Origin of the sequence: Altibacter lentus, from assembly GCF_000746845.1 — a bacterium.
Lineage (GTDB): Bacteria > Bacteroidota > Bacteroidia > Flavobacteriales > Flavobacteriaceae > Altibacter > Altibacter lentus.
The window spans coordinates 3,038,701-3,061,207 of the sequence record NZ_KN050846.1 but is presented as its reverse complement, the minus strand read 5'-3'; the positions used below and the strand labels follow the sequence as shown (position 1 = coordinate 3,061,207).

The window sequence follows — 22,507 nt, the reverse complement described above, 5'->3', positions numbered from 1 at the left end:
GTGCGTTGCAAAGATACTATTTTATGAAATGATTACTTATTATTTTTTTTTGCGTCAATTCGCGACTGTGCAATGTTCAAAGCGGCTTGATGTGTGGTCACATCATTGGTTTCGGCATTGGTAAGGATCTCTAATGTTGTATTATAGATATTTTCAGTCTTACGAATGATCTCCTGACGGCCGTAGTTCTCCAATTCGGCGTACACATTGATGATTCCTCCTGCATTGATAAGGAAATCGGGCGCATACACAATTCCTTTTTCCCGAAGTAAGAGGCCGTGCTTCTGCTCTTCTGCCAATTGATTGTTGGCGGCTCCGGCAATGATCTTGGCCTTAAGCTGGGCGATCGTACTATCGTTCACAGTGGCTCCTAAGGCACAAGGTGCGTAGATATCCATTTGCTCTGCATAAAGATTATGTCCGCCGTAGATCTCTACACTATACTTGTCGCGTACTTCTTCCAGACGATCTTGATTGATATCGGCAATATAGACCTTGGCACCTTCATTGGACAAATGCTCTACCAAAGCCTCACCCACATTTCCAATACCTTCAACAAAAACCACACGATCTTCCAGGACATCGCTTCCAAAGGTATACTTAGCCGCAGCTTTCATACCCATAAAAACACCATAGGCCGTAATGGGCGACGGATTTCCAGCTCCTCCTTTAGATTCGGAAATACCGGTAACATACGGTGTCACGGTACGTACCAAGTCCATATCTGATGTTTCCATCCCAACATCCTCTGCAGTGATGTACCTTCCGTTCAAGGAATGAACGAACTCACCAAAACGCAACATCAATTCGGGTGTCTTTTGAGTTTTGGCATCACCAATAATAACTGCTTTTCCTCCACCAAGGTTCAATCCCGTGATAGCAGATTTAAAGGTCATCCCTCGAGAGAGACGCAAAACATCGTTCAATGCATCCCATTCACTTTTATAGTTCCACATACGGGTACCGCCCAAAGCAGGCCCCAAAACGGTATTGTGGATCCCAATTATTGCTTTTAATCCTGTATCTTTGTCGTTGCAAAAAACAACTTGTTCGTGATTATCAAAGGACATTTGCCCAAAAACCGGGTCTATTTTTTGAAGTTCATTCGAATTTACTACTTCCGTCACCATATTAATTTTAAATTTATAACATCCTTAAAATGGACGCGCAAAAGTAGTGGTTTGGTAACAATCTCACAAAATAATTGTTGTTAAAATAAGAATTTGATAGCCTATAGAATTTTCCATAAATGAAAGAACTCCAATACCTTAACCGTTACTTCATTAAGTATCGCGGGCGGCTGTTATTAGGCCTTTTTATTACCATCATTGCACGGATCTTTGCATTGCTGGCTCCTATGTTGGTAGGAGATTCTATCACGGTGATTAAAAGATCGGTGAGTGGAGAAATAACCGATCAGGCCGCAATCGAATCGGCTTTGCTTACTAACATCCTCTTGATCCTGGGCACGACGCTTCTGGCAGCTCTCTTTACTTTCCTAATGCGGCAAACCTTTATTGTCGTTTCGCGATACATTGAATACGATCTCAAGAATGAGATCTTTCAGCAATATGAAAGGCTTTCCTTAAGTTTTTACAAACAGAACAGAACGGGAGACCTTATGAACCGAATTAGCGAGGATGTGTCCAAAGTACGTATGTACGTTGGCCCTGCCATTATGTACAGTGTTACGACCATTACCCTGTTTATTGTGGTGATTAGCTATATGTTCTACAAAGCACCGCTGCTCACGCTGTACGCCATCGCACCGCTACCGGTCTTGTCCATAGCAGTCTACCGATTAAGTGTGGCCATCCACAAACGCAGCACGGTCGTACAACAATATTTATCGAAACTAACCTCCTACACCCAGGAAAGCTTCAGTGGGATCTCGGTCATTAAGGCTTACGGCATAGAACCCCGCATCAACACTGAGTTCGTAAGTCTTTCAGAAGCAAGCAAGGAAAAGAACATCGATCTGGTGAAAGTACAGGCACTCTTCTTTCCGCTTATGATCCTTCTAATTGGTATTAGTAATCTGCTGGTGATCTATGTGGGAGGGAAACAATTTATCAACGGTGAGATCCAGGACCTGGGAACCGTAGTAGAGTTCTTGATCTATGTAAATATGCTTACTTGGCCTGTTGCCGTGGTAGGCTGGGTAACCTCAATGGTGCAGCAAGCTGAAGCTTCTCAAAAACGAATCAACGAATTTCTAAAGGAAGAACCTGCTATTAAGAACGAGGTGCAGCACGCCACACCGGTTTCCGGTGCCATCGAATTCAAGAACCTAAGTTATACCTATCCCGATACGAACATAACGGCGTTGAAGAATGTTTCCTTTTCGGTGCGACCCGGAGAGACTTTGGCGATCATTGGACATACAGGCTCCGGAAAATCGACAATCTTAGAATTGATAGGCAGACTGTATGATGTGGAAAGCGGACAGATTTGTATTGACGGAACCCCGATCAAGGAATTGAATTTGAACGATCTCCGCGGAAGCATAGGATATGTACCGCAAGATGCGTTTCTCTTTAGTGAATCGATCAAGGAGAATATTAAATTCGGTAAGGCAGATGCAACCGATAAAGAAGTGATGGAAGCTGCAAAGAATGCAGCCGTACATAAAAATATTGTAGGCTTCAGTAAAGGGTATGATACCGTCTTGGGCGAACGGGGTATAACACTAAGTGGCGGACAAAAACAGCGGGTCTCCATTGCACGTGCCATTATTAAAGACCCAACCATACTGCTGTTTGACGACTGTCTTTCTGCGGTCGATACCGAAACAGAGGAAGAGATCTTACAGAACCTTCATAAGATCTCACAGAACAAGACCACCATTATTGTAAGTCATAGGGTGTCCTCCGCAAAAAATTCCGATAAAATCATAGTGCTGGAAGACGGACAGATCATGCAGCAAGGCACTCATAACGAATTGGTCAACAGCGAAGGTTACTACAAAGAGCTCTATGCAAAACAGCTTTCAGAAAAAGAAATGTAAATTACCTTTGCGATATTTGTATTTTTTTTGGATTTTTGGCAGAACCTTAACAAATTGATAATTATGAGTGATCAGTACATGATGGAGAAAGAAGAAATATTCTCAAAAGTGATGCGAGCCGGAAGACGTACCTATTTCTTTGACGTTAGATCTACCAAAGCCGGAGATTATTATTTAACCATTACCGAAAGTAAGAAGTTTACCAATGACGATGGTTCATTCCACTACAAAAAGCACAAGATCTATCTTTACAAAGAAGATTTCATTGAGTTTAAAGATCATGTGGATGAAATGATCCAGTACATTCTTGATGAAAAAGGGGAAGAGGTTATTAGCGAGCGCCACCAAAAGGACTTTAAAAAGGACGATATGGCCACTACGCCCGAACAAGATGCTGACACCGATGAACCGGCAACATCTAATTTCACCGATGTTGAATTTGACGACATATAAATAGTTTTTTTTATAAAATTGAATGAACCGTTTCGATCTTTCGAAGCGGTTTTTTTATCTTTAACCTTTTTGCAAATTATATTATGAAAAAACTCTCCCTGCTTCTCTTACTGTTAATTTCTACTGGAATTGCTCAAAACGATACTGTTGACCTCAACTATTACCTGCCATCCGATGTTACCTACAACACCAATATTCCTACGCCTAAAAGCGTCATCGGTCATGAGGTAGGTGAATGGCACATCACTCATGATAAATTAGTACAATATATGTACGCTCTTGCCAATGCGAGTGATCGTGTTACCATAGAGGATAGAGGGACAACCTTTGAAGGTCGCCCGTTGTTATTGCTTACCATCACTGCTCCTTCCAATCATGCAAACCTGGAGACCTTGCGTCGAGAGCATGTAGCACTCACCGAGGCTAATGCAAGCACTCTCAATACAGCGAACATGCCCGTAGTTGTGTATCAGGGGTTTTCCATACACGGGAACGAACCTAGTGGTGCCAATGCCGGACTCGCTGTTGCGTATTATTTGGCAGCGGCTCAGGGGCCAAAGATCGACACCCTCTTACAAAATACCATAATCCTTTTCGATCCTTCATTCAACCCGGATGGTTTACAACGTTTTGCCAGTTGGGTGAATGTTCATAAAGCAAAGAACATCAACCCCGATCCGAATGATAGAGAATACAGTGAAGCCTGGCCGGGCGGACGCACCAACCATTACTGGTTCGACATGAACCGTGACTGGTTGCCTGTTCAATTACCTGAGAGTCGGGCACGTATAGAAACGTTCCACAATTGGTACCCGAACATACTCACCGATCATCACGAAATGGGAACGAACGCCAGTTTCTTTTTTCAACCGGGGATCCCGTCGAGAACGCATCCGCTTACTCCAAAAAAGAACCAACAACTTACCGGAGAGATCGCAAAGTTTCATGCCAAAGCCCTGGACAAGATCGGTAGCTTTTACTATACCGAAGAGAGTTTTGATGATTTTTACTACGGAAAAGGATCTACCTTTCCGGATATCAATGGAAGTATCGGGATTTTATTCGAACAAGCTTCCTCACGCGGTCATGCACAGGAAAGTGACAACGGAATCCTCACCTTTCCCTTCACCATCCGCAATCAGTTTACTGCTGCGCTTTCTACCTTGGAGGCTGCAGTAGCCATGCGTGAATCCTTGCTTGACTATCAACGGGAATTCTTCAGTAATGCTCGTAATGAAGCTTCAGGCGCAGGTGCTATTGTGTTTGGAGATGAGAAAGATGCGTCAAAGGTCTTTCATTTAGCTGAAATACTCCAACGCCATAAGATCAAGTTTCACGAATTAAATTCCGATTTCTCGGCAGATGGAAGAACATATAAAAAAGGATATAGTTATGTTATTCCGAAGAATCAAAAACAACATCGCCTCATCAATGCGATGTTCGAAAAAAGAACATCTTTTACCGATAGCTTGTTCTATGATATTAGTGCGTGGACCTTTCCGCTTGCTTTCAACGTAGATTACACCGAAACATCTATGGGGCGAGCTGCCGCTCAGGTAACAAACCTTACACAAAAGGAGGCTCCCGTGCCCGGCACTTCCGGTTACGCCTACCTGATGGAATGGCATGACTACTATGCTCCAAAAGCATTGAATGCACTGCTTCAAAAGGACATTCGGGCAAAAGTGGGGATGCAACCCTTTTCAATGAACGGCATCCAATACGATTACGGTACTATCCTGATTCCTGTACAAAATCAAAAATTATCCGGTGAGGCATTGGCGGATCTTATCAGAACGATCGCAAAAGAAACGCACGTCACTTTTACCCCGGTCACAACAGGACTTACCCAAGGGATCGACTTGGGAAGCAATCAGTTTCGATCGGTAGAAGCACCTAAGGTAGCTATGATCATTGGTGATGGGATCACTCCTTACGATGCCGGTGAGATCTGGCATCTTATGGACCAACGTTTCGATATGGCACTAACTAAGATCGATACCCGCGATTTTAGCCGAACAGACCTAAGTCGCTATACCGATATTATTATACCAAGCAGTTGGGGGAATGCTCTGGATAAAGAGGATGCAGAAAAACTAAAATCCTGGGTTGAAGCCGGCGGAACTTTAATTGGATACAAAAATGCCGGTCGTTGGTTTAACAGCAATGAACTTTTAAAAATGGAATTTAAAACCCGAAAAGATACGGCTACAAATATAAGTTTCGAACAAAGAAGTGATTATCGCGGTGCCCAAGTTATTGGCGGAGCTATTTTTGAAACAAAACTGGATCGATCTCACCCGGTAGCCTTCGGTTATAAGAATTCGACATTGCCGGTATTTCGAAACAGCACCCTTTTCTTAAAATCGGATGAAGACAGCTATAACAATCCTATTGTATATACGGACACACCGCTGCTTAGCGGGTATATCTCTACACCCAACCTGGAGGATCTCAAGAATACAGCTGCTGTAAAGATTGGTGGCTTGGGACGCGGACAAGTGATCTATTTTACCGATAACCATAACTTTAGGGCGTTTTGGTATGGCACCAATAAGTTATTGATGAATGCCATCTTCTTCGGCGACGAGATGTAAGGAGTCAATGCCTACGACCCTAGAACAAAGGACGGGTCTTTTATATCGTGCAGGAGAAACTATCTCCGTGATATATTCTTTCAAAATATGCGATTCGTCATATTTTAAGAGATGTAACCGCTTTATCTTACGAAATATTTAGTCGTACGGTCAGGATCGAACGACTGTATAATCGTGAGATATGGGAGAACACAAAGTACTTAGTACCCTTCAGCATAAGGACAGGGCCAAATTCATAGGACATCTATTGAACGATATAAAAGCATTAGAACAGATGCTGGAGAAAGGGCTTATTGAAGACGATATCGTACGTATAGGTTCGGAGCAGGAATTTTGTCTTCTTACGCCTCACTGGCGCCCTTCAGACCGTGCTGAAGCTATTTTAAAAGCTATTGACGATCCGCATTTTACTACCGAACTGGCGCGTTATAATCTGGAGATCAATCTCGATCCCGTTCGTTTAACATCCAACTGTTTCTCGTTGATGGAGTCACAACTCAACGAATTGTTGCAGAAAGCGAGTACTACTGCCAAACAATACGACACCCATGTGTTGCTTACCGGCATTCTCCCAACCATTAGTAAGAATGAACTGGAATTCTATTACATGACGCCTCAACCCAGGTACTGGGCCCTCAATGACATGATGAAGGAGTTACGCGGCAGTGACTTCCAGCTATATATAAAGGGCGTGGACGATCTAAGCATTCATCATGATTCGGTTCTATTTGAAGCTTGTAACACCAGCTTCCAAATGCATTTACAAATACCGCCACAGGATTTTATTTCCAGTTACAATTGGGCGCAGGCAATTTCAGGTCCTATTTTGGGTATAAGCACAAATTCACCCCTGCTTCTGGGCAGAGAATTGTGGGATGAGACCCGAATTGCTTTGTTCCAGCAAAGCATCGATACCAGATTCTCTTCGTATGCCTTGAAGGACCAACAAGCACGGGTTTCCTTTGGGACCCAATGGGAGTCCGGATCGATTGCAGACATATATAAAAATGATATCGCCATTCACAAGGTGATCTTATCTAAAGATATAGAGAAAGATTCTTTGGACATCTTGGCAGAAGGCGGAGTTCCCAAATTACCGGCACTCAATCTCCATAATGGAACAATCTATAAATGGAATCGTCCCTGCTACGGTGTGGGCGGAGGAAAGGCACATGTGCGTATAGAGAATAGATATATTGCGTCGGGACCATCGACGCTGGACGAAATGGCGACCTTTGTCTTCTGGGTAGGTCTAATGATAGGCCGCCCTTCCTCCTTCGATCACATGCCAGCCGTAATGGATTTTAGAGATGCAAAATCCAATTTTATCAAGGCTGCTCGAACAGGAAAACACGCTGTCCTTCAATGGATGGATAAAGCGTATTCGGTTAAGGACCTTATTCTGAAAGAACTCTTGCCCATTGCCTATTCAGGACTCAAAAAAGCAGGTATCGATTCTGCAGATATAGAACGATTTTTGAAAATTATAGAAATTCGGGCGAACGGAATTACCGGTTCCCAGTGGATGGTTCAAAACTTCAGAAAGCTGCGAAAGACAATGAAAAAAGATGATGCGCTGCGCATCCTTACCAAGTCAATGTACGAAGCCCAAGAGACAGGAAAGACGGTCAATGAATGGCCACAGGTAAACTATCGTGCCGGAGCATTGTCATCGGCACATCTTGTAGGTCATATTATGTCCACCCAGTTGTTCACGGTTAAAGAAAATGATCTTGCCAGTCTTGCCACTTCAGTAATGGAATGGAAAAATGTGCACCATGTACCGGTAGAAGGCAAAAGCGGTGCTTTAAGGGGTCTTCTCACCTGGACGCACATGGAAAAACATAAAAAAAATGAGGAGAACGACAGTACTTTGACCGTGGCCGATATCATGGTTAAGGATGTCACTACTGTGCGTTCAGACACTCCTATTTCGGAAGCCATAGCGCTTATGAAGGAACATGAATTTGGCTGTTTGCCGGTAGTCAAGGATAACGAAATGATTGGAATTATAACCATTAAAGATGTAATACCTTTTGACAATGACCGAACTTCCTAATACTGTTCAAAACAAAGTAGTGACACAACGCATCATTGGACATCTTACCGGAGCAGAACCCGGTCCCACAACGGTCTTCGTGGGGGGTCTGCACGGAAACGAACCCGCAGGGGTCATCGCCCTTCAACAATTGATGCAGGAGCTAAAACAAGAGAATATTACAATAAAGGGAAATATATATGCAGTGGCCGGAAATCTTTGGGCTTTACGTCACGGTCAAAGATTCCAACAAGAAGACCTTAACCGATTATGGACTCTTCCTACGATCAAAAAACTGATCGCAGGAAATTATAATCCTTCCGAAAACGAGGACAGGAAAGAACAATGTGAACTCTACGATACATTTTCAGAAATAGTTAAAAATGAAACAGGCCCGTTCTATTTCTTCGACCTTCACACCACATCCAGCAGGACCATCCCTTTTATCACCGTAAACGACAATCTGTTAAATCGAAGATTCACTTCGCAGTACCCCGTTCCAATTATTTTAGGGATCGAAGAATACTTGGTGGGCCCTTTGCTAAGCTACGTGAACGAACTGGGGTACGTCGCCTTCGGATTTGAAGGGGGGCAGCACGACGATCCGCAAGCGGTGATAAACCATAAGGCCTTTAGTTACCTGAGTCTGGCCTTTTCCGGGTGTATTCCGCAAACAGCAGTTCAGGTTAAAAGATCTGAGACTATCCTTAGAGACCAAAGTAAGGAGAAACGCGGTTTCTTTGAGATATTCCATCACTACCCGCTTCAGAAAACGGATACGTTTATCATGGAGCCCGGATTTACAAATTTTCAATCCATTGGGAAGGGACAGTTGTTGGCGCATAAGAACGGAAAACCGATCATCGCCCGGTACAAAGGCGAAATATTCATGCCCTTATACCAACAACAAGGAAGAGACGGTTTTTTTGTCGTGCGGTCCATCCCAAAGGTCTTTATGCATCTCTCCCGCTGGTTACGAAAACTTCATGTAGATGCGCTCCTCCCTATTTTACCGGGAGTCCGCTGGCAATCTAAAAAAAAGGACACGCTAATAGTGGACATCCGAATTGCACGATTTTTCACCAAAGATTTCTTTCATCTTTTGGGCTATAGAAGCCGTGAGATCGATCGGTTCCATATCCTTATGAAGAATCGTGAAAAAGCAGCCAAAACCGCTGCTTACAAGGATACCGAGTGGTATTCAAGAAATTAAACTTGTATTCCGTTTTACCCTCTTTTACAAAGTCGTATCTTTGCCGCTTTTTAAGAGAGAACTATGTGGCAAACAACCCTGAAGAATTTTACGCAGCACCCTAAGAATGATATCCTTTCGGGATTGACCGTAGCCTTAGCGCTTGTGCCCGAAGCAGTGGCCTTTGCCTTCGTGGCCGGTATCGATCCATTGGTGGGTTTGTACGGAGCATTTATGATGGGGATCGTGACGGCACTCTTTGGAGGACGTCCCGGTATGATCTCGGGGGCGACCGGGGCTATGGCGGTAGTGATGGTGCATCTCATACAAAAAGGAAATGAAGTGGGCGATGCGCTCACCATACCGGTTGAAAATCTTGGCTTACAGTGGTTGTTCATTACCTTGCTCTTTGTTGGCGCCATACAGATACTTGCGGGAGTCTTTCGTTTGGGAAAATTTGTACGACTCATCCCCCACCCTGTAATGATGGGGTTTGTGAATGGTTTAGCAATCGTTATATTCTTATCACAGCTGGGGCTTTTTAAAGTAAATGTAAACGGCTCAAAGGAGTTTATGCAGGGGTCTGACCTATGGATCATGCTGGGACTGGTAGGTCTCACCATGGCGATCATGTTTGCCCTTCCGAAGCTAACAAAAAAAATACCTGCAGCGCTCACAGCTATCCTCGTGGTTGCTGCGATCGTGATCTTTGGAGGTATCGAGGTGAGTACAGTAGGATCGTTTATTGAAGACGGAGGAGGCGACGGCTTACAGGGAGGATTACCAACGTTCCAAGATCAAATATTTACGCTATTATATACCTTGCAAGGGCACTGGGAGCTAATTCTCTCTACCGCCGTGATCCTTGCGGCAGTTGGTTTGATAGAATCTCTTATGACCTTAAATCTTATCGACGAGATGACCGAAACACGCGGAAGCGGAAATCGCGAATGCGTAGCACAAGGAGGCGCCAACATCTTAAACGGCTTGTTTGGTGGTATGGGAGGTTGCGCCATGATTGGTCAGTCAATTATAAATATCAACTCCGGCGGCCGCGGACGACTTTCCGGAGCTGTTGCTGCGATTGCGTTACTGTGTTTCGTGCTGTTTGGAGCACCCTTGATCGAGCAGATACCTATAGCGGCCTTGGTAGGTGTGATGTTTATGGTGGTGATAGGGACGTTTGCTTGGAGTAGTTTTCGCATTTTGCATAAGATCCCGTTAGCAGACGCCATTGTATTGATCGCTGTTTCTGCTATTACAGTATGGCAAGACCTTGCCGTAGCGGTAATTGCCGGGGTGATTATGAGTGCGTTGGTCTTTGCTTGGAAGAATGCTACTATGATACGTGCGCGAAAGCGCATCAAGGATGATGGCACCAAGGTCTATGAGATCTGGGGACCTCTTTTCTTCGGAAGTGTACAAAACTTCAATACGAAATTTGATTTTGCGACAGACCCTAATAAGATAGAGATCGATTTTATCGAATCAAAAGTAAGCGATCACAGTGGTGTGGAAGCATTGCGGAATGTTGCGAACAAATACCTTGAAGCCGGGAAAGAAGTGAAATTGACACACTTAAGCCCCGACTGTAAGACGTTATTGCTAAAATGGAACCCGGATTTCGAGTCTGTTATAGAAGAAGCTATCGATGACCCACGTTATTATGTGGTGACCGATGTGTTGGACAGCGAAGTGTGATCCTACAAGGCGGAATCGTCACGTTTCAAATTATTCTTGGTATCTCCTCCTTGGCTGTGATGCTTATTCTCTTCGTCCTTTAACCCTAACGGACCCTGTCCTTTCTTAGCTTGATCACGTCCGGGTATGTCGAGGTCGCTACCTGCAAAATCCACATCCCGTTTTCGTTCTTTTAATTGTTGATCGTCTCCCCCGTCTCCGTGCACATGCTCTTGCCGCAAGATGGTTTTATCGTGCTCGGTTATTTCTGAATTGTACTTCAATTTATTTTTCTTCTTGGTTTCCATGGTACTTTTCTTTTCAAGATAACCTAAAAAGTCTGCCTGACCCTGTGCTTTAACGCAACATAAAGCCAATTATAACACTTCCTTAGTATTTTATGGATTGTAAATGGGAAGACGACAACATTCTACTTGCATCAAAATATTCAGGATGTGTGTAATGAAAATGGTATTGAGATCTTATCACCCCACTACCGCGCGGCGCGTGACGGGAACATGACTACCATCCCGTCCAAATATCTGCCGGAGAACTATCAGGCGCCCAGTTTTTCTGTAAAGACAAAAAAGGAAGATTAAGAGATCTTTAAACCGTTCGCAACAGGTCTGTCGGTAGTCAACAGTGTGACCTCTTTGCCGTCCACAGCTCCCAGAACGAGACATTCGCTCATAAAACCGGCAATTTGTTTCTTCGGAAAGTTGACCACAGCGATCACTTGTTTGCCTAAAAGTTCAGATTTAGAATATAAGGAAGTGATCTGTGCCGAAGTTTTTTTCTCACCTATGGTGCCTCCAAAATCAATACGTAATTGATAGGAAGGATTGTGGGCTTCCGGAAAATCCCGAACGTCTGTGATGGTCCCCACACGCATTTCGACCTTTTCAAATTCGGCCCACGATAACGGATTAGTCATAGTTGATCCTTAGTTTTTTGATCATTTCGGGCGAGGTCGTTCCTCCATCGGCACTGTAGTTATCAACCAGCAATCCTTTTCTACCATCGGTTGTTTCAATGAGATATAAAATGGAATTATCGTCCGGATTCGACATACCTTCGAAACGGTAATATCGCACTACGTTGCATTCTCCGGCCTTCCATTTGTTCTTTAAGGATTTGGATTCTATACCTTCTTCCACAAGATTGAAGTCTTCCGTGAATCCTTCTTTTTGAAGCTCGGTAATCGCTACGGAAAGGGATGGATATGAGTTTTTCATGGGTTGTGAGTTTGTATAAAGTTACGGCTACAAAGACAGATGCCCAAAAAATTATAAATACTTTAATAGTTGTAACTTTAAGGTGTATTTTACAACTAATCTGAAAAATAGATCTCATGGCCCGCACCGAATCGAATATGCTCCCGCTAGGCACCCAAGCTCCGGACTTTACTCTTTTGAACACGGTAACAGCAAAACCGGTCCGATTGGCAGATGTTCGCGGAGAGAAAGGTACTGTGGTCATGTTCATCTGCAACCACTGTCCCTTTGTTAAGCACGTTAATGAGGAGATCGTTCGTGTCGCAAACGATTACCGGGTTACTGGCTTCGGATTTGTTGCGATTAGCAGTAACGACGTGGAAACTCATCCTCAGGACGGCCCCGCGGAAATGTGGCAAACAGCACGAAAATACAATTATCCCTTTCCATACCTGTACGACGATACGCAGGAGGTCGCTAAAGCCTATGATGCCGCTTGTACGCCCGATTTCTATTTATTTGACTCTGACTTAAAATTGATCTATCGCGGACAATTGGATAATTCGCGCCCCGGCAACGGTATCCCCGTAAATGGCAGGGACCTTAGGGAGGCTTTGGACAATGTCCTGAACAACAATCCGCAGCGAAAAGATCAAAAGCCCAGTATTGGCTGTAATATCAAATGGAAATCGTAGTGCGCCTACTTCCAACCTTCCCGCAACAACAGATTCTCTATATGAGCATAATGATGGTTGGAATGCCAGGCATAGATTCCTGTCGCTTCAGCTAAAGAAATATGCCTGTTCCCATCCGGATGTATAAACTCTTTTTGAAATTCAACATAGGAGAGTCCTTTCAGCAAAAAAACCAGTTTCGCATGTAAAGCAGTGAGCGCATCAAGAGATAAGGAAATGGGCGCCTGCTTATAATCGAACTGCTCTGCCCAGCGCTTTTCATCATAGGCTTTTATCAATGGAGTGTTCTCGGTAAGGGCCCAGCGAAAACGACTGTAACTGTTGTGATGACTGTCGTATACATGATGAATCACCTGTTTTACGGTCCAGCCCTCGGGACGATACGGGGTACTGAGTTGTTCTTCGGAAAGTGCCCGGACCAGATTCGACAACCGTGCCGGAAAATGCTCTAAAATAGAGATCCAAGCTTCTAATTTCTCGTGTGTAATATTCGACGGACAATCGAATTTGCCGATGGGATACCTTAGTTTTTCCAATTCCATCCTATAAAAATACAAAACGCCCCAATCTCTTGGAGCGTTATGCCTTGTTATTTTTTACTTTTCGTAAATGCTTCGGAAGGATTCTAAGAGCCCTTCACGTTCATGAGCTCCACATCAAATACAAGGGTTGCATTGGGAGGGATCACGCCTCCGGCACCTTGCTTTCCATACGCCAAATGCGACGGGATCACAAAACGGGCCTTGTCCCCTACCTGAAGCAGTTGAATTCCTTCATCCCAACCGGCAATCACATTTCCCATGCCAACAGGAAATTCAATTGGATTGCCACGCTTATAAGAGTTATCGAATTCACCGCCATCGGCAAACATTCCTTTATAGTGTACTGCCACGGTCTTTCCTTTTTCAGCTTTAGCACCATTCCCTTTTTGAATGATCTTATAGCGCAAACCGCTGTTTGTCTTTTCAAAACCTTCCGATAGCGAAGAAATGAGATCTTCCTGTGTTTTTTTGGCTGCAGCTTCCCGCTCGGCCTTTGCCCCTGTGAATTGTCTAAAGTGCTCTACCGCATTCCATTTTTTTGCTGCATCTCCTTCACGAAGGATCTCTACTTTTTGCATGGTGTCTCCCTGTTCAATGCTGTCGACCACATCCTGCCCTTCGATCACATGACCAAACACCGTGTGATTGTTATCGAGCCAAGGCGTGGGAACGTGCGTGATAAAGAACTGACTTCCGTTGGTTCCCTTTCCGGCATTCGCCATAGAGAGTACACCGGGTGTGTCGTGTTTTAGATCGGGGTGAAATTCATCATCAAAATTGTATCCGGGCCCACCGGAGCCGGTTCCGTTGGGATCACCTCCCTGAATCATAAAATCGGGGATCACCCTGTGAAATGTAAGTCCGTCGTAATAAGGTTGGCCTTGTGGTCGCGCCTGGTTCTCCAGATTGCCTTCGGCGAGTGCCACGAAGTTTCCAACAGTACCGGGGGTCTTGTCGTGAGTGAGCTTAATGAGGATCGTTCCTTTCTCGGTGGCGAATTTTGCGTAAATTCCGTCTTGCATGTTTGTTCTTTTTTGTGAAGGTGCAAAGGTACGTAATGTAGTTTAGTTACGAATAGAATACGACCTATTTTCAGAAGAAAGGAAACAAGAGATGGGAGTAATTAGTTGGCAACTTCACTAATGAACTTGATTCTATACAAACGCAGCTCCTCCACATCGTATTCTCCGTCAAACTCATCCATAGCATCTTCGATCTTGTCGGTTTCGGCCTCTAAGAAATAGTCGTGGATCTCTTCCTGCTGATCCTCATCCAGAATATCATCGATCCAGTAATCAATATTCAATTTTGTTCCACTGTACACAATGGCTTCCATCTCTTTGATGAAGTCGGCCATTTCCAGTCCTTTTGCTGAAGCAATATCATCCAAAGGCAGTTTGCGGTCTACATTCTGTATGATGTACAATTTTAAGGCGCTGTTCGTTCCGGTCGATTTTACAACAAAATCATCGGGCCGGATCACGTCGTTCTCTTCCACATACGTATTGATAAGTTTTACAAAGGAGGCTCCGTATTTCTTCGCTTTACCTTCACCAACACCATGTACATTGGAGAGTTCTTCAATAGTGACAGGATATTTTAAGGCCATATCCTCCAAAGAAGGATCTTGAAAGATCACAAATGGTGGTAGATCAAGCTTATCTGCAACTTTCTTGCGTTCCGCCTTTAGAAGTTTGAACAATTGCTCATCTGCCGTTCCACCGCCTTTTTTTGAAACGACAATGGTTTCGTCGTTGGCTTCATTAAAGGAATGGTCTTCCGTCATCATAAAGGAATGAGGTGAGCGTAGGAACTCCTTGCCTCGCTTGGTAAGGTGAATGATCCCATAGGTCTCGATCTCCTTCCGAAGATAACCTGCTACCAATAACTGTCGCAATAATGCCATCCAAAAGGAAGGCTCTTTATGCGATCCTATGCCAAAATAGTCCTGTGCATCGGTACGGTGGGATTTGATAAGGGCATTGACCTTGCCAACCAGCACGTGCACAATTTCTTTGCTTTTGTATTGCTCATTCGTCTTTTGGACCACACTTAATAAGGTCTTGGCTTCATCTTTCGCCTCGTGTTTCTTCTTGGGATGGCGCATGTTATCGTCCATATCGCCCCCTTCTCCGGTCTCATTGTCAAATTCCTCTCCGAAATAATGCAGTATGAACTTGCGTCGCGAGATGGAGCTTTCAGCGAATGCGACCACTTCCTGTAAAAGGGCATGCCCAATTTCCTGTTCGGCCACAGGTTTGCCGCTCATGAACTTTTCCAGCTTCTCTATATCCTTATAGCCATAGAATGCCAAACAATAGCCTTCTCCTCCGTCACGACCCGCCCGACCGGTTTCCTGATAATAGCTTTCGATACTTTTGGGCATGTCATTGTGAATAACGAAACGAACATCGGGTTTATCGATCCCCATACCAAAGGCAATGGTAGCTACTACAACATCCACATCTTCCATAAGGAACATGTCTTGATGTTTTACCCTTGTCTTGGCATCAAGTCCCGCATGATAGGGTACGGCCTTAATTCCATTTACCTGAAGGATCTGTGCGAGTTCTTCCACCCGCTTTCGGCTCAGGCAATAGATGATACCACTTTTCCCTTCGTATTTCTTTACAAAGCGTGTAATGTCCGAATCGATGTTCTTTGTCTTGGGTCTTATTTCGTAATAAAGATTAGGACGGTTAAAGGATGCTTTAAAGGTATTGGCTTGCTGTATACCTAAATTCTTTAAGATATCTTCCTGAACCTTGGGCGTGGCCGTGGCAGTGAGACCAATAATGGGAATGTTGTCGCCAATGCGTTTGATAATGCTTCGAAGGTTTCTGTATTCGGGGCGAAAGTCATGTCCCCATTCGCTAATACAATGTGCTTCATCGATCGCTACAAAGGAGATGTTGACCGAATTGAGAAAAGCCACATTCTCCTCTTTGGTCAGGGATTCGGGAGCCACATACAAGAGTTTTGTTACCCCGTTGGTGATGTCGCTCTTTACTTTTTTTACTTCAGATTTGTTGAGAGAGGAATTGAGAACGTGTGCGATCCCTTCTTCCGAAGATAAAGCGCGAAGTGCATCCACCTGATTCTTCATGAGAGCGATCAATGGGGAGACGACTATGGCCGTTCCATCTTTGATTAAGGCCGGAAGCTGATAACATAATGACTTGCCCCCACCGGTGGGCATGATAACAAAGGTATTGTCATCTTTCAGTACGCTTTTGATCACTTCCTCCTGGAGTCCTTTAAACTTAGTAAATCCAAAAAATTTCTTGAGGGCTGCGTATATGTCGATCTCGCTCACGCTGCTATGTTCTTTTATTTAATGTGTATAAGGTTTTCTTATTATAATTGTGAATACAGGGGAACAATTGTAATTTTGCAACCTATTTTATAAAACTGTATCTAAAATATGTTGCGAACCCTACAAATTGTAGTAATTTTCGGTTCGCTATCTAAATATACTAATTTCTGCAACAGTTGCAAACTAATAAAAGTGTAAAATTTTGAAGGAAGAAACCCGAATTATTTCCGTAGCAAAAGAAACCATTGAAACAGAAAGTAAAGCGATCCTTCACTTGGCCGAACTGGTGGATGAAGAATTCGCCCGGGCGGTACAATACATTTATCATTCCAAAGGGAGAGTGATCGTTACCGGAATTGGTAAAAGCGCTAACATAGCTACCAAGATCGTGGCTACTCTTAATTCCACAGGAACTCCTGCGATCTTTATGCATGCGGCCGACGCGATCCACGGCGACCTGGGAACCATTCAAGAGAACGATACGGTGATCTGTATCTCCAAGAGCGGAAATACTCCGGAGATCAAGGTATTGGTTCCGCTCATAAAGGCGATTGGCAATAAACTTATTGGAATTACCTCCCACAAGGAATCATTTCTGGGACAGCAAGCCGATTTTGTATTGAACGCTTATGTAGAAAAAGAGGCCTGCCCCAATAATTTGGCTCCCACAACCAGTACTACCGCTCAATTGGTGATAGGTGATGCGCTGGCTATGTGCTTGTTGGACCTGCGAGGCTTCTCCAGCAAAGATTTTGCAAAGTTCCATCCGGGCGGCTCTTTGGGTAAAAAATTATATCTTAGAGTTAGTGATCTCACTTCCTTGAACGAACAACCCAACGTACACCCCGATACCGATGTGAAAAAAGTGATCGTGGAGATCTCTGAAAAAATGCTGGGCGTGACTGCCGTAGTGGAAAATGACCGTATCGTTGGGATCATAACCGATGGAGACTTGCGTCGAATGCTCACACGCGTCGACAACTTTAGCGGCTTGACTGCCAAAGACATCATGTCCCGAAATCCTAAGATCATTTCCAACGATGCCATGGCCGTGGAGGCTATGGAATTGATGGACACTCACGGCATCACTCAACTCCTTGCCGAAACCAACGGTAAGTACAGCGGCGTAGTGCATATTCACAACCTTACTAAAGAAGGTATTATTTAATGGGACTCCGAAAAAAAATAAAAGGCGTAACTAGGGAAATGTCGTTCCTGGACCATTTGGAAGAACTCCGCTGGCACCTTATTCGTTCTACCATTGCGGTCACCGTGTTGGGAGGGATTGCTTTTCTGGCGAAGGATTTTATTTTTGATGTACTGCTATTCGGACCCAAGAAAGCCGATTTTCCTACCTACAAACTATTGTGCCGGGCGGCACAGTCCCTTGGTTTTGAAGATAGCTTTTGTTTTACGGAACTTCCTTTCCGAATCCAAAGTCGTACGATGGCAGGGCAGTTCTCTGCACATATTTGGACATCCATCACCGCCGGATTCGTGGTCGCATTTCCCTATGTCATCTGGGAATTCTGGCGTTTTGTAAGTCCGGGATTACACGATAACGAACGCAGCACCAGCCGGGGATTTATCATTATCGCATCGCTCCTCTTCTTTACCGGCGTGTTGTTTGGCTATTATGTGGTGACCCCGCTGTCCATCAACTTTCTTGGAAGCTATCAAGTGAGTGAGCAGGTATTCAACGATTTCGACCTTAGTAGTTATATCTCACTGGTGCGTGCTTCGGTATTGGCGAGCGGACTGATATTCGAGCTCCCTATTATTATTTATTTTTTAACCAAGATTGGTGTAGTCACGCCGCAAATGTTGCGAAAATACCGCAAATTCGCTTTAGTGATCGTATTGATCATCTCGGCGATCATCACACCCCCGGACATTGCCAGCCAGATCATCGTAGCCATTCCGGTACTTATATTATATGAGGTGAGCATCTTCATCTCAAAAGGGGTCATTAGAAGACAAAATAAAAAAGCAAAAAAACAACATGTCAAATAACATCGTAGACGAATTCAACGCCTATCGTTCCCGTATGAACGAAAAAATGCTGGAGGATAATAACAAGATCATTAAACGCATCTTCAATCTCGACACCAACGCCTATATGGAGGGAACCCTTCCGAAGAAAACCAAAGAACTCTTAGGGCTTGGTAATTCGCTGGTATTGCGTTGCGACGACTGTGTGCGCTACCATTTGGAAGAGTGCCATAAGCTTGGCATCACCAAAGAAGAGGCGGTGGAAGCCATGAGCATCTCCTTATTGATCGGCGGTACCATCGTGATCCCGCATTTACGCCGTGCCTTCGAATTTTGGGAAGCATTGGACCAAAAGAGCTCCTGATTTTTCAATCCTGAAATTATATAGTACTTTTAACGTTCCTGTTATCAAAGCATATCCTTCATGAAACTAAGAGCAGAAAATCTCATTAAATCGTACAAAGGCCGTAAAGTGGTGAAAGGGATCTCTGTGGAGGTAAATCAGGGAGAGATCGTCGGACTGCTGGGACCCAATGGCGCCGGAAAGACTACTTCCTTCTACATGATCGTGGGTCTTATAAAACCCAACGGGGGTCAAATATTCCTGGAAGGAAAGGAGATCACCAAGTACCCTATGTACAAAAGGGCGCAAAATGGTATTGGATATCTGGCACAGGAAGCTTCGGTATTCCGAAAGTTAAGTGTGGAAGACAACATTCTTAGTGTCCTTCAGCTCACTAAGCTTTCCAAGAAAGAACAGCGTGAAAAGATGGAGACCCTCATCGAGGAATTTGGACTGGGACATATTCGCACCAACCGCGGTGACCTGCTTAGTGGCGGGGAACGAAGACGTACCGAGATCGCACGCGCACTGGCCACCGACCCGCATTTCATCTTACTGGATGAACCTTTCGCAGGGGTCGATCCTGTCGCCGTTGAGGACATCCAGCGTATCGTGGCGCAATTGAAGAATAAGAACATCGGGATCCTTATCACAGACCATAACGTACAGGAAACACTGGCCATCACAGACCGCACCTACCTCATGTTTGAAGGCAGCATCTTAAAACACGGCGTCCCCGAAGAACTCGCTGCCGACGAAATGGTGCGAAAGGTATATCTGGGTCAGAATTTCGAACTTCGAAAGAAAAAGTTATTGTTTTAATTTTTGGGGGAATCCGCCAAAGGCGGACCGGGCTTTTGTGACTCGCTTTTTGCATTCCCAAAAGAGCTCAAACAATTCACGCAATCCCTTTCCCGAGATCTTCATACTAACGAATCTTTTACTTTCCCAAGGATCTTCAAGGTCTGCGATCAAATGGTCTCGTCTTCTTAAAAACAGCCCCCTCTTGACGCGTAACGTCGTTTTTTGTATCTTTAAAAAGAAGGACTTTACCACAATGTCTTTTAAAAAAGCGATTCCTAAGGTAGGGTCATTCCTTTCTGTTTTGTTATAATATAAACCTTACCGTCATGAAGAAAATAATACTCCTAAGCCTTTTTCTAATAATCACAAGCATAGTACAAGCACAAGATCCCAACTGGACTTACATTCGCCGTGATAACACCGGTGTTGGAGACCTTTCACATACCACCATCGTAGGAGATGCATTTGACAATGTCTGGACCGGGGGCTACTCTTCCACTCACGACGAAGGCAGTCTGGTTCGAATTAGAACCAACGACACCATATACACCAACTGGGGAACCTACAACGAGAACTATTTACCCAACGGCCTCATTCTCGATATCGAATTTGACAGCACCGGTATCATCTGGGTTGGAACCGAAGTAGGTCTGGCCACTTCCGAAGATGGATTGAACTGGAACCTTTACGACACTTCCAACTCACCCCTTTTGGCCCACCAGATAGAAGGTATTGGGATCGATACAAATGACGATGTATGGGTGGTGACCTCGGGAGACCCCTCCCAAGCAGGAGTAGGCTATTTAAATGCTTCCACTTGGGACTATTATACTACGGCCAATTCCGATCTTCCTGCCGGTGAACTCCGGGACATCGCCATAGATGCCAGCAATACGGTATGGATCGCTTCAGATACAGGCCTTATTCAATATGACGGAACTACTTGGACCCAACATACAACCGCCAATAGCGACCTCTCTTCCAACGATGTGCGAGAGGTTGAGATCGACGACCAGAACAGGATATGGGCATTGGTAGGCAATGCGATAGACATTTACGACGGCACCGCTTGGACACAGATCAATCAAAGTGACTGGCCTGCTTCAAATTTTACGGCCTATACCATGGATATTCGCGGAGACCGGGTACTCCTGGCCGGTAGCAATACGACCATTGTTTATTTTGATGGCTCCAACTGGCATGAAGAATATACCAGTTTCTCCATGTTCGACAGTTTTATAGACAGTGAAAACAATTACTGGGTTTCAGGATATGGGATCGTAGCACGATTCGATGGTACGGAATACACAAAATACACCCAATACAACACCGGACTTCCTACCGATTTCAACAACGATATCTTTATCGACAGTCAGGGCAGAAGATGGTTCGCCAACGGGAACGGAGGCATTCAAGTGTTCGATTGCCCCAACTGGGAAGTGTACGGCCCCAATAACGAAGGCCTTTATCCCAACCCCCAGCCACTCTTTCAGACAACCATCGGGACATCCACCACAGAGGATGGCGACGGCGATATCTGGTTCACGTACGATGGAACTTCCGGGTACGCCATTCAAATCCCCAACGGTGACTATCAGGACTATGATGCCTGGGTGATCTGGGACAATACCAATTCGCATCCCGCACTTCAGTTTCCTGAAGAGATTGAGGCCACTGCAGACGGGCACGTATTTATTAGAGGTTCTAATGTCAATACCTTCATGTACGACAAAGTGGATAATACATGGACCCTGTTCGACCTTTCCAATGGGTTGACAGGCGCCCCTAATTGTCTGTCGCGGCATGGGAATCAAATGTACCTGGGTCACTACCAAGGAATCGATATCTACGAAGATGGTAACTGGACCACCATTGATCTCACTCCGCAAGGTATCGAGCATGTTCGGGATATTAAGTTCGACAGCACCGATGCTATGTGGCTGGCAACAACCACAGGGCTTTGGAAATATGACGGCAGCACCTGGACCAGCTGGGACACCACCAACAGTAACATAGCCGCAGACTATGTAACCGCAATCGCTATAGACAGCAACGACAATATTTATATCAGTGCACATAATACACAGATCTGGCCGTATTATGGAGGCATTTCCTATTTTGACGGGACCGGAACGACCTTTACAACCTTCCTTGCAGCCGACTCCCCCTTGGCGCATAAGCAGGTGGAAGATATTGACGTGGATTCCTTCGGAAATATCTGGGCACTCACCCAAAGTGAAGGCTTCAGTATCTATAATCCGAACGGGATCGCCGGTTTCGAATGTGTGGACCGTTCTTTAGAACGTCTGTTGAGTGTCCAGGACCTAACGGCAACGGAAGAACTGCAAGGAATCAGTTTCCCAAATCCGTTCGAAAAGACAACTACACTTTCTTTTAGTGTCCCGGATGCAAGCCCGGTAACGATAGTGGTGTACGATATTTTAGGCCGAGAGATGCAACGTTTGGAACCCAAAGAGATCATTCCCGGGGAAAACAGCGTGATCTTGGACCTGTCAGGCAAAAGGAGCGGTATCTACTTTTGCACCATTACCTCCAATAAACGTAGTACGACCCTTAAACTGATAAAGGAATGATGAGACTCCGCGGTGTGCCTGCGCATCTTTGAAAAAGCGT

The 22,507-nt window shown here is 44.7% G+C and carries 20 protein-coding genes; 13 read left to right on the top strand and 7 right to left on the bottom strand.

Annotated features, from left to right (window positions below):
- Positions 1–32 precede the first annotated feature (32 nt).
- Positions 33–1,130 carry a Glu/Leu/Phe/Val family dehydrogenase gene (locus tag JS40_RS14270; protein WP_034261654.1) on the bottom strand — a complete coding sequence of 366 codons (1,098 nt, stop codon included), beginning with the start codon at positions 1,128–1,130 and terminating at the stop codon, positions 33–35.
- Positions 1,131–1,249: 119 nt separating this feature from the next.
- Between JS40_RS14270 and JS40_RS14265 the strand changes: the two genes are divergently transcribed.
- The 6 genes from JS40_RS14265 to JS40_RS14240 all read left to right on the top strand — a co-directional run bounded on the left by JS40_RS14265 (position 1,250) and on the right by JS40_RS14240 (position 10,988).
- Positions 1,250–3,007: an ABC transporter ATP-binding protein gene (locus JS40_RS14265; RefSeq protein ID WP_034261651.1), complete on the top strand. Its 1,758-nt coding sequence runs from the start codon at positions 1,250–1,252 to the stop codon at positions 3,005–3,007.
- Between the two features lie 63 nt (positions 3,008–3,070).
- A complete protein-coding gene (locus tag JS40_RS14260) occupies positions 3,071–3,460 on the top strand; it encodes a PUR family DNA/RNA-binding protein (protein WP_034261647.1) in 390 nt (129 codons plus the stop codon).
- 83 nt (positions 3,461–3,543) lie between these two features.
- The gene (locus JS40_RS14255) at positions 3,544–6,057 is read left to right on the top strand and encodes a M14 family metallopeptidase (protein WP_034261644.1); all 2,514 of its coding nucleotides are present in this window, start codon (positions 3,544–3,546) and stop codon (positions 6,055–6,057) included.
- 181 nt (positions 6,058–6,238) lie between these two features.
- Positions 6,239–8,116: a glutamate-cysteine ligase family protein gene (locus JS40_RS14250; RefSeq protein ID WP_034261641.1), complete on the top strand. Its 1,878-nt coding sequence runs from the start codon at positions 6,239–6,241 to the stop codon at positions 8,114–8,116.
- Positions 8,100–9,308 (top strand): succinylglutamate desuccinylase/aspartoacylase family protein, encoded by a 1,209-nt coding sequence (locus JS40_RS14245; protein WP_051957632.1) that lies wholly within the window; start codon positions 8,100–8,102, stop codon positions 9,306–9,308. Before JS40_RS14250 ends, JS40_RS14245 begins: the two co-directional genes overlap by 17 nt.
- A 63-nt stretch (positions 9,309–9,371) precedes the next feature.
- On the top strand, positions 9,372–10,988 hold the full coding sequence (locus JS40_RS14240) for a SulP family inorganic anion transporter (RefSeq protein WP_034261635.1): 1,617 nt from the start codon (positions 9,372–9,374) through the stop codon (positions 10,986–10,988).
- A gap of 2 nt (positions 10,989–10,990) precedes the next feature.
- Here the strand turns inward: JS40_RS14240 and JS40_RS14235 are convergent, their stop codons facing one another.
- The gene (locus tag JS40_RS14235; RefSeq protein WP_034261632.1) at positions 10,991–11,275 is read right to left on the bottom strand and encodes a hypothetical protein; all 285 of its coding nucleotides are present in this window, start codon (positions 11,273–11,275) and stop codon (positions 10,991–10,993) included.
- Between the two features lie 126 nt (positions 11,276–11,401).
- Between JS40_RS14235 and JS40_RS15530 the strand changes: the two genes are divergently transcribed.
- Positions 11,402–11,566, top strand: a complete 165-nt coding sequence (locus JS40_RS15530; protein ID WP_316932522.1) for a hypothetical protein — start codon at positions 11,402–11,404, stop codon at positions 11,564–11,566.
- Here JS40_RS15530 and JS40_RS14230 read toward each other — a convergent pair.
- The gene (locus JS40_RS14230; RefSeq protein WP_034261630.1) at positions 11,563–11,901 is read right to left on the bottom strand and encodes a tRNA-binding protein; all 339 of its coding nucleotides are present in this window, start codon (positions 11,899–11,901) and stop codon (positions 11,563–11,565) included. The two genes, JS40_RS15530 and JS40_RS14230, sit on opposite strands and share 4 nt — an antisense overlap.
- Complete coding sequence (locus JS40_RS14225) at positions 11,894–12,202, bottom strand: hypothetical protein (protein ID WP_034261629.1); 309 nt, start codon at positions 12,200–12,202, stop codon at positions 11,894–11,896. Before JS40_RS14225 ends, JS40_RS14230 begins: the two co-directional genes overlap by 8 nt.
- Before the next feature lie 116 nt (positions 12,203–12,318).
- On the opposite strand from JS40_RS14225, the gene JS40_RS14220 reads away from it, so the two are divergent.
- Positions 12,319–12,876, top strand: coding sequence for a thioredoxin family protein (locus tag JS40_RS14220; protein WP_034261628.1), 558 nt, complete (start codon positions 12,319–12,321; stop codon positions 12,874–12,876).
- A 5-nt stretch (positions 12,877–12,881) separates the two neighbouring features.
- Here the strand turns inward: JS40_RS14220 and JS40_RS14215 are convergent, their stop codons facing one another.
- The 3 genes from JS40_RS14215 to recQ all read right to left on the bottom strand — a co-directional run bounded on the left by JS40_RS14215 (position 12,882) and on the right by recQ (position 16,734).
- Complete coding sequence (locus JS40_RS14215) at positions 12,882–13,418, bottom strand: YfiT family bacillithiol transferase (RefSeq protein ID WP_034261626.1); 537 nt, start codon at positions 13,416–13,418, stop codon at positions 12,882–12,884.
- An 83-nt stretch (positions 13,419–13,501) separates the two neighbouring features.
- Positions 13,502–14,440 (bottom strand): peptidylprolyl isomerase, encoded by a 939-nt coding sequence (locus JS40_RS14210; protein WP_034261624.1) that lies wholly within the window; start codon positions 14,438–14,440, stop codon positions 13,502–13,504.
- Between the two features lie 101 nt (positions 14,441–14,541).
- The gene (gene recQ / locus JS40_RS14205) at positions 14,542–16,734 is read right to left on the bottom strand and encodes a DNA helicase RecQ (protein WP_034261621.1); all 2,193 of its coding nucleotides are present in this window, start codon (positions 16,732–16,734) and stop codon (positions 14,542–14,544) included.
- 202 nt (positions 16,735–16,936) lie between these two features.
- Here recQ and JS40_RS14200 point away from each other — a divergent pair, with 202 nt between their 5' ends.
- The 5 genes from JS40_RS14200 to JS40_RS14180 all read left to right on the top strand — a co-directional run bounded on the left by JS40_RS14200 (position 16,937) and on the right by JS40_RS14180 (position 22,467).
- On the top strand, positions 16,937–17,902 hold the full coding sequence (locus JS40_RS14200) for a KpsF/GutQ family sugar-phosphate isomerase (RefSeq protein WP_034261618.1): 966 nt from the start codon (positions 16,937–16,939) through the stop codon (positions 17,900–17,902).
- Positions 17,903–17,940: 38 nt separating this feature from the next.
- Entirely contained in the window at positions 17,941–18,747 is an 807-nt protein-coding gene (gene tatC / locus JS40_RS14195; protein WP_034262611.1) for a twin-arginine translocase subunit TatC, read from the top strand.
- Positions 18,737–19,090: a carboxymuconolactone decarboxylase family protein gene (locus tag JS40_RS14190; protein ID WP_034261615.1), complete on the top strand. Its 354-nt coding sequence runs from the start codon at positions 18,737–18,739 to the stop codon at positions 19,088–19,090. The genes tatC and JS40_RS14190 overlap by 11 nt, the downstream gene beginning before the upstream one ends.
- Positions 19,091–19,150: 60 nt before the next feature.
- Complete coding sequence (gene lptB, locus JS40_RS14185) at positions 19,151–19,891, top strand: LPS export ABC transporter ATP-binding protein (protein ID WP_034261612.1); 741 nt, start codon at positions 19,151–19,153, stop codon at positions 19,889–19,891.
- Positions 19,892–20,199: 308 nt separating this feature from the next.
- The gene (locus tag JS40_RS14180; RefSeq protein WP_034261610.1) at positions 20,200–22,467 is read left to right on the top strand and encodes a Periplasmic ligand-binding sensor domain-containing protein; all 2,268 of its coding nucleotides are present in this window, start codon (positions 20,200–20,202) and stop codon (positions 22,465–22,467) included.
- The last annotated feature ends 40 nt before the right edge of the window (positions 22,468–22,507 follow it).

Excerpts from the sequence above, each read along its gene's own strand:
- JS40_RS14270 (WP_034261654.1), bottom strand. The coding sequence starts at position 1,130 with ATGGTGACGGAAGTAGTAAATTCGAATGAACTTCAAAAAATAGACCCG.
- JS40_RS14265 (WP_034261651.1), top strand. The coding sequence starts at position 1,250 with ATGAAAGAACTCCAATACCTTAACCGTTACTTCATTAAGTATCGCGGG.
- JS40_RS14260 (WP_034261647.1), top strand. The coding sequence starts at position 3,071 with ATGAGTGATCAGTACATGATGGAGAAAGAAGAAATATTCTCAAAAGTG.
- JS40_RS14255 (WP_034261644.1), top strand. The coding sequence starts at position 3,544 with ATGAAAAAACTCTCCCTGCTTCTCTTACTGTTAATTTCTACTGGAATT.
- JS40_RS14250 (WP_034261641.1), top strand. The coding sequence starts at position 6,239 with ATGGGAGAACACAAAGTACTTAGTACCCTTCAGCATAAGGACAGGGCC.
- JS40_RS14245 (WP_051957632.1), top strand. The coding sequence starts at position 8,100 with ATGACCGAACTTCCTAATACTGTTCAAAACAAAGTAGTGACACAACGC.
- JS40_RS14240 (WP_034261635.1), top strand. The coding sequence starts at position 9,372 with ATGTGGCAAACAACCCTGAAGAATTTTACGCAGCACCCTAAGAATGAT.
- JS40_RS14235 (WP_034261632.1), bottom strand. The coding sequence starts at position 11,275 with ATGGAAACCAAGAAGAAAAATAAATTGAAGTACAATTCAGAAATAACC.
- JS40_RS14230 (WP_034261630.1), bottom strand. The coding sequence starts at position 11,901 with ATGACTAATCCGTTATCGTGGGCCGAATTTGAAAAGGTCGAAATGCGT.
- JS40_RS14225 (WP_034261629.1), bottom strand. The coding sequence starts at position 12,202 with ATGAAAAACTCATATCCATCCCTTTCCGTAGCGATTACCGAGCTTCAA.
- JS40_RS14220 (WP_034261628.1), top strand. The coding sequence starts at position 12,319 with ATGGCCCGCACCGAATCGAATATGCTCCCGCTAGGCACCCAAGCTCCG.
- JS40_RS14215 (WP_034261626.1), bottom strand. The coding sequence starts at position 13,418 with ATGGAATTGGAAAAACTAAGGTATCCCATCGGCAAATTCGATTGTCCG.
- JS40_RS14210 (WP_034261624.1), bottom strand. The coding sequence starts at position 14,440 with ATGCAAGACGGAATTTACGCAAAATTCGCCACCGAGAAAGGAACGATC.
- tatC (WP_034262611.1), top strand. The coding sequence starts at position 17,941 with ATGTCGTTCCTGGACCATTTGGAAGAACTCCGCTGGCACCTTATTCGT.
- JS40_RS14190 (WP_034261615.1), top strand. The coding sequence starts at position 18,737 with ATGTCAAATAACATCGTAGACGAATTCAACGCCTATCGTTCCCGTATG.
- lptB (WP_034261612.1), top strand. The coding sequence starts at position 19,151 with ATGAAACTAAGAGCAGAAAATCTCATTAAATCGTACAAAGGCCGTAAA.
- JS40_RS14180 (WP_034261610.1), top strand. The coding sequence starts at position 20,200 with ATGAAGAAAATAATACTCCTAAGCCTTTTTCTAATAATCACAAGCATA.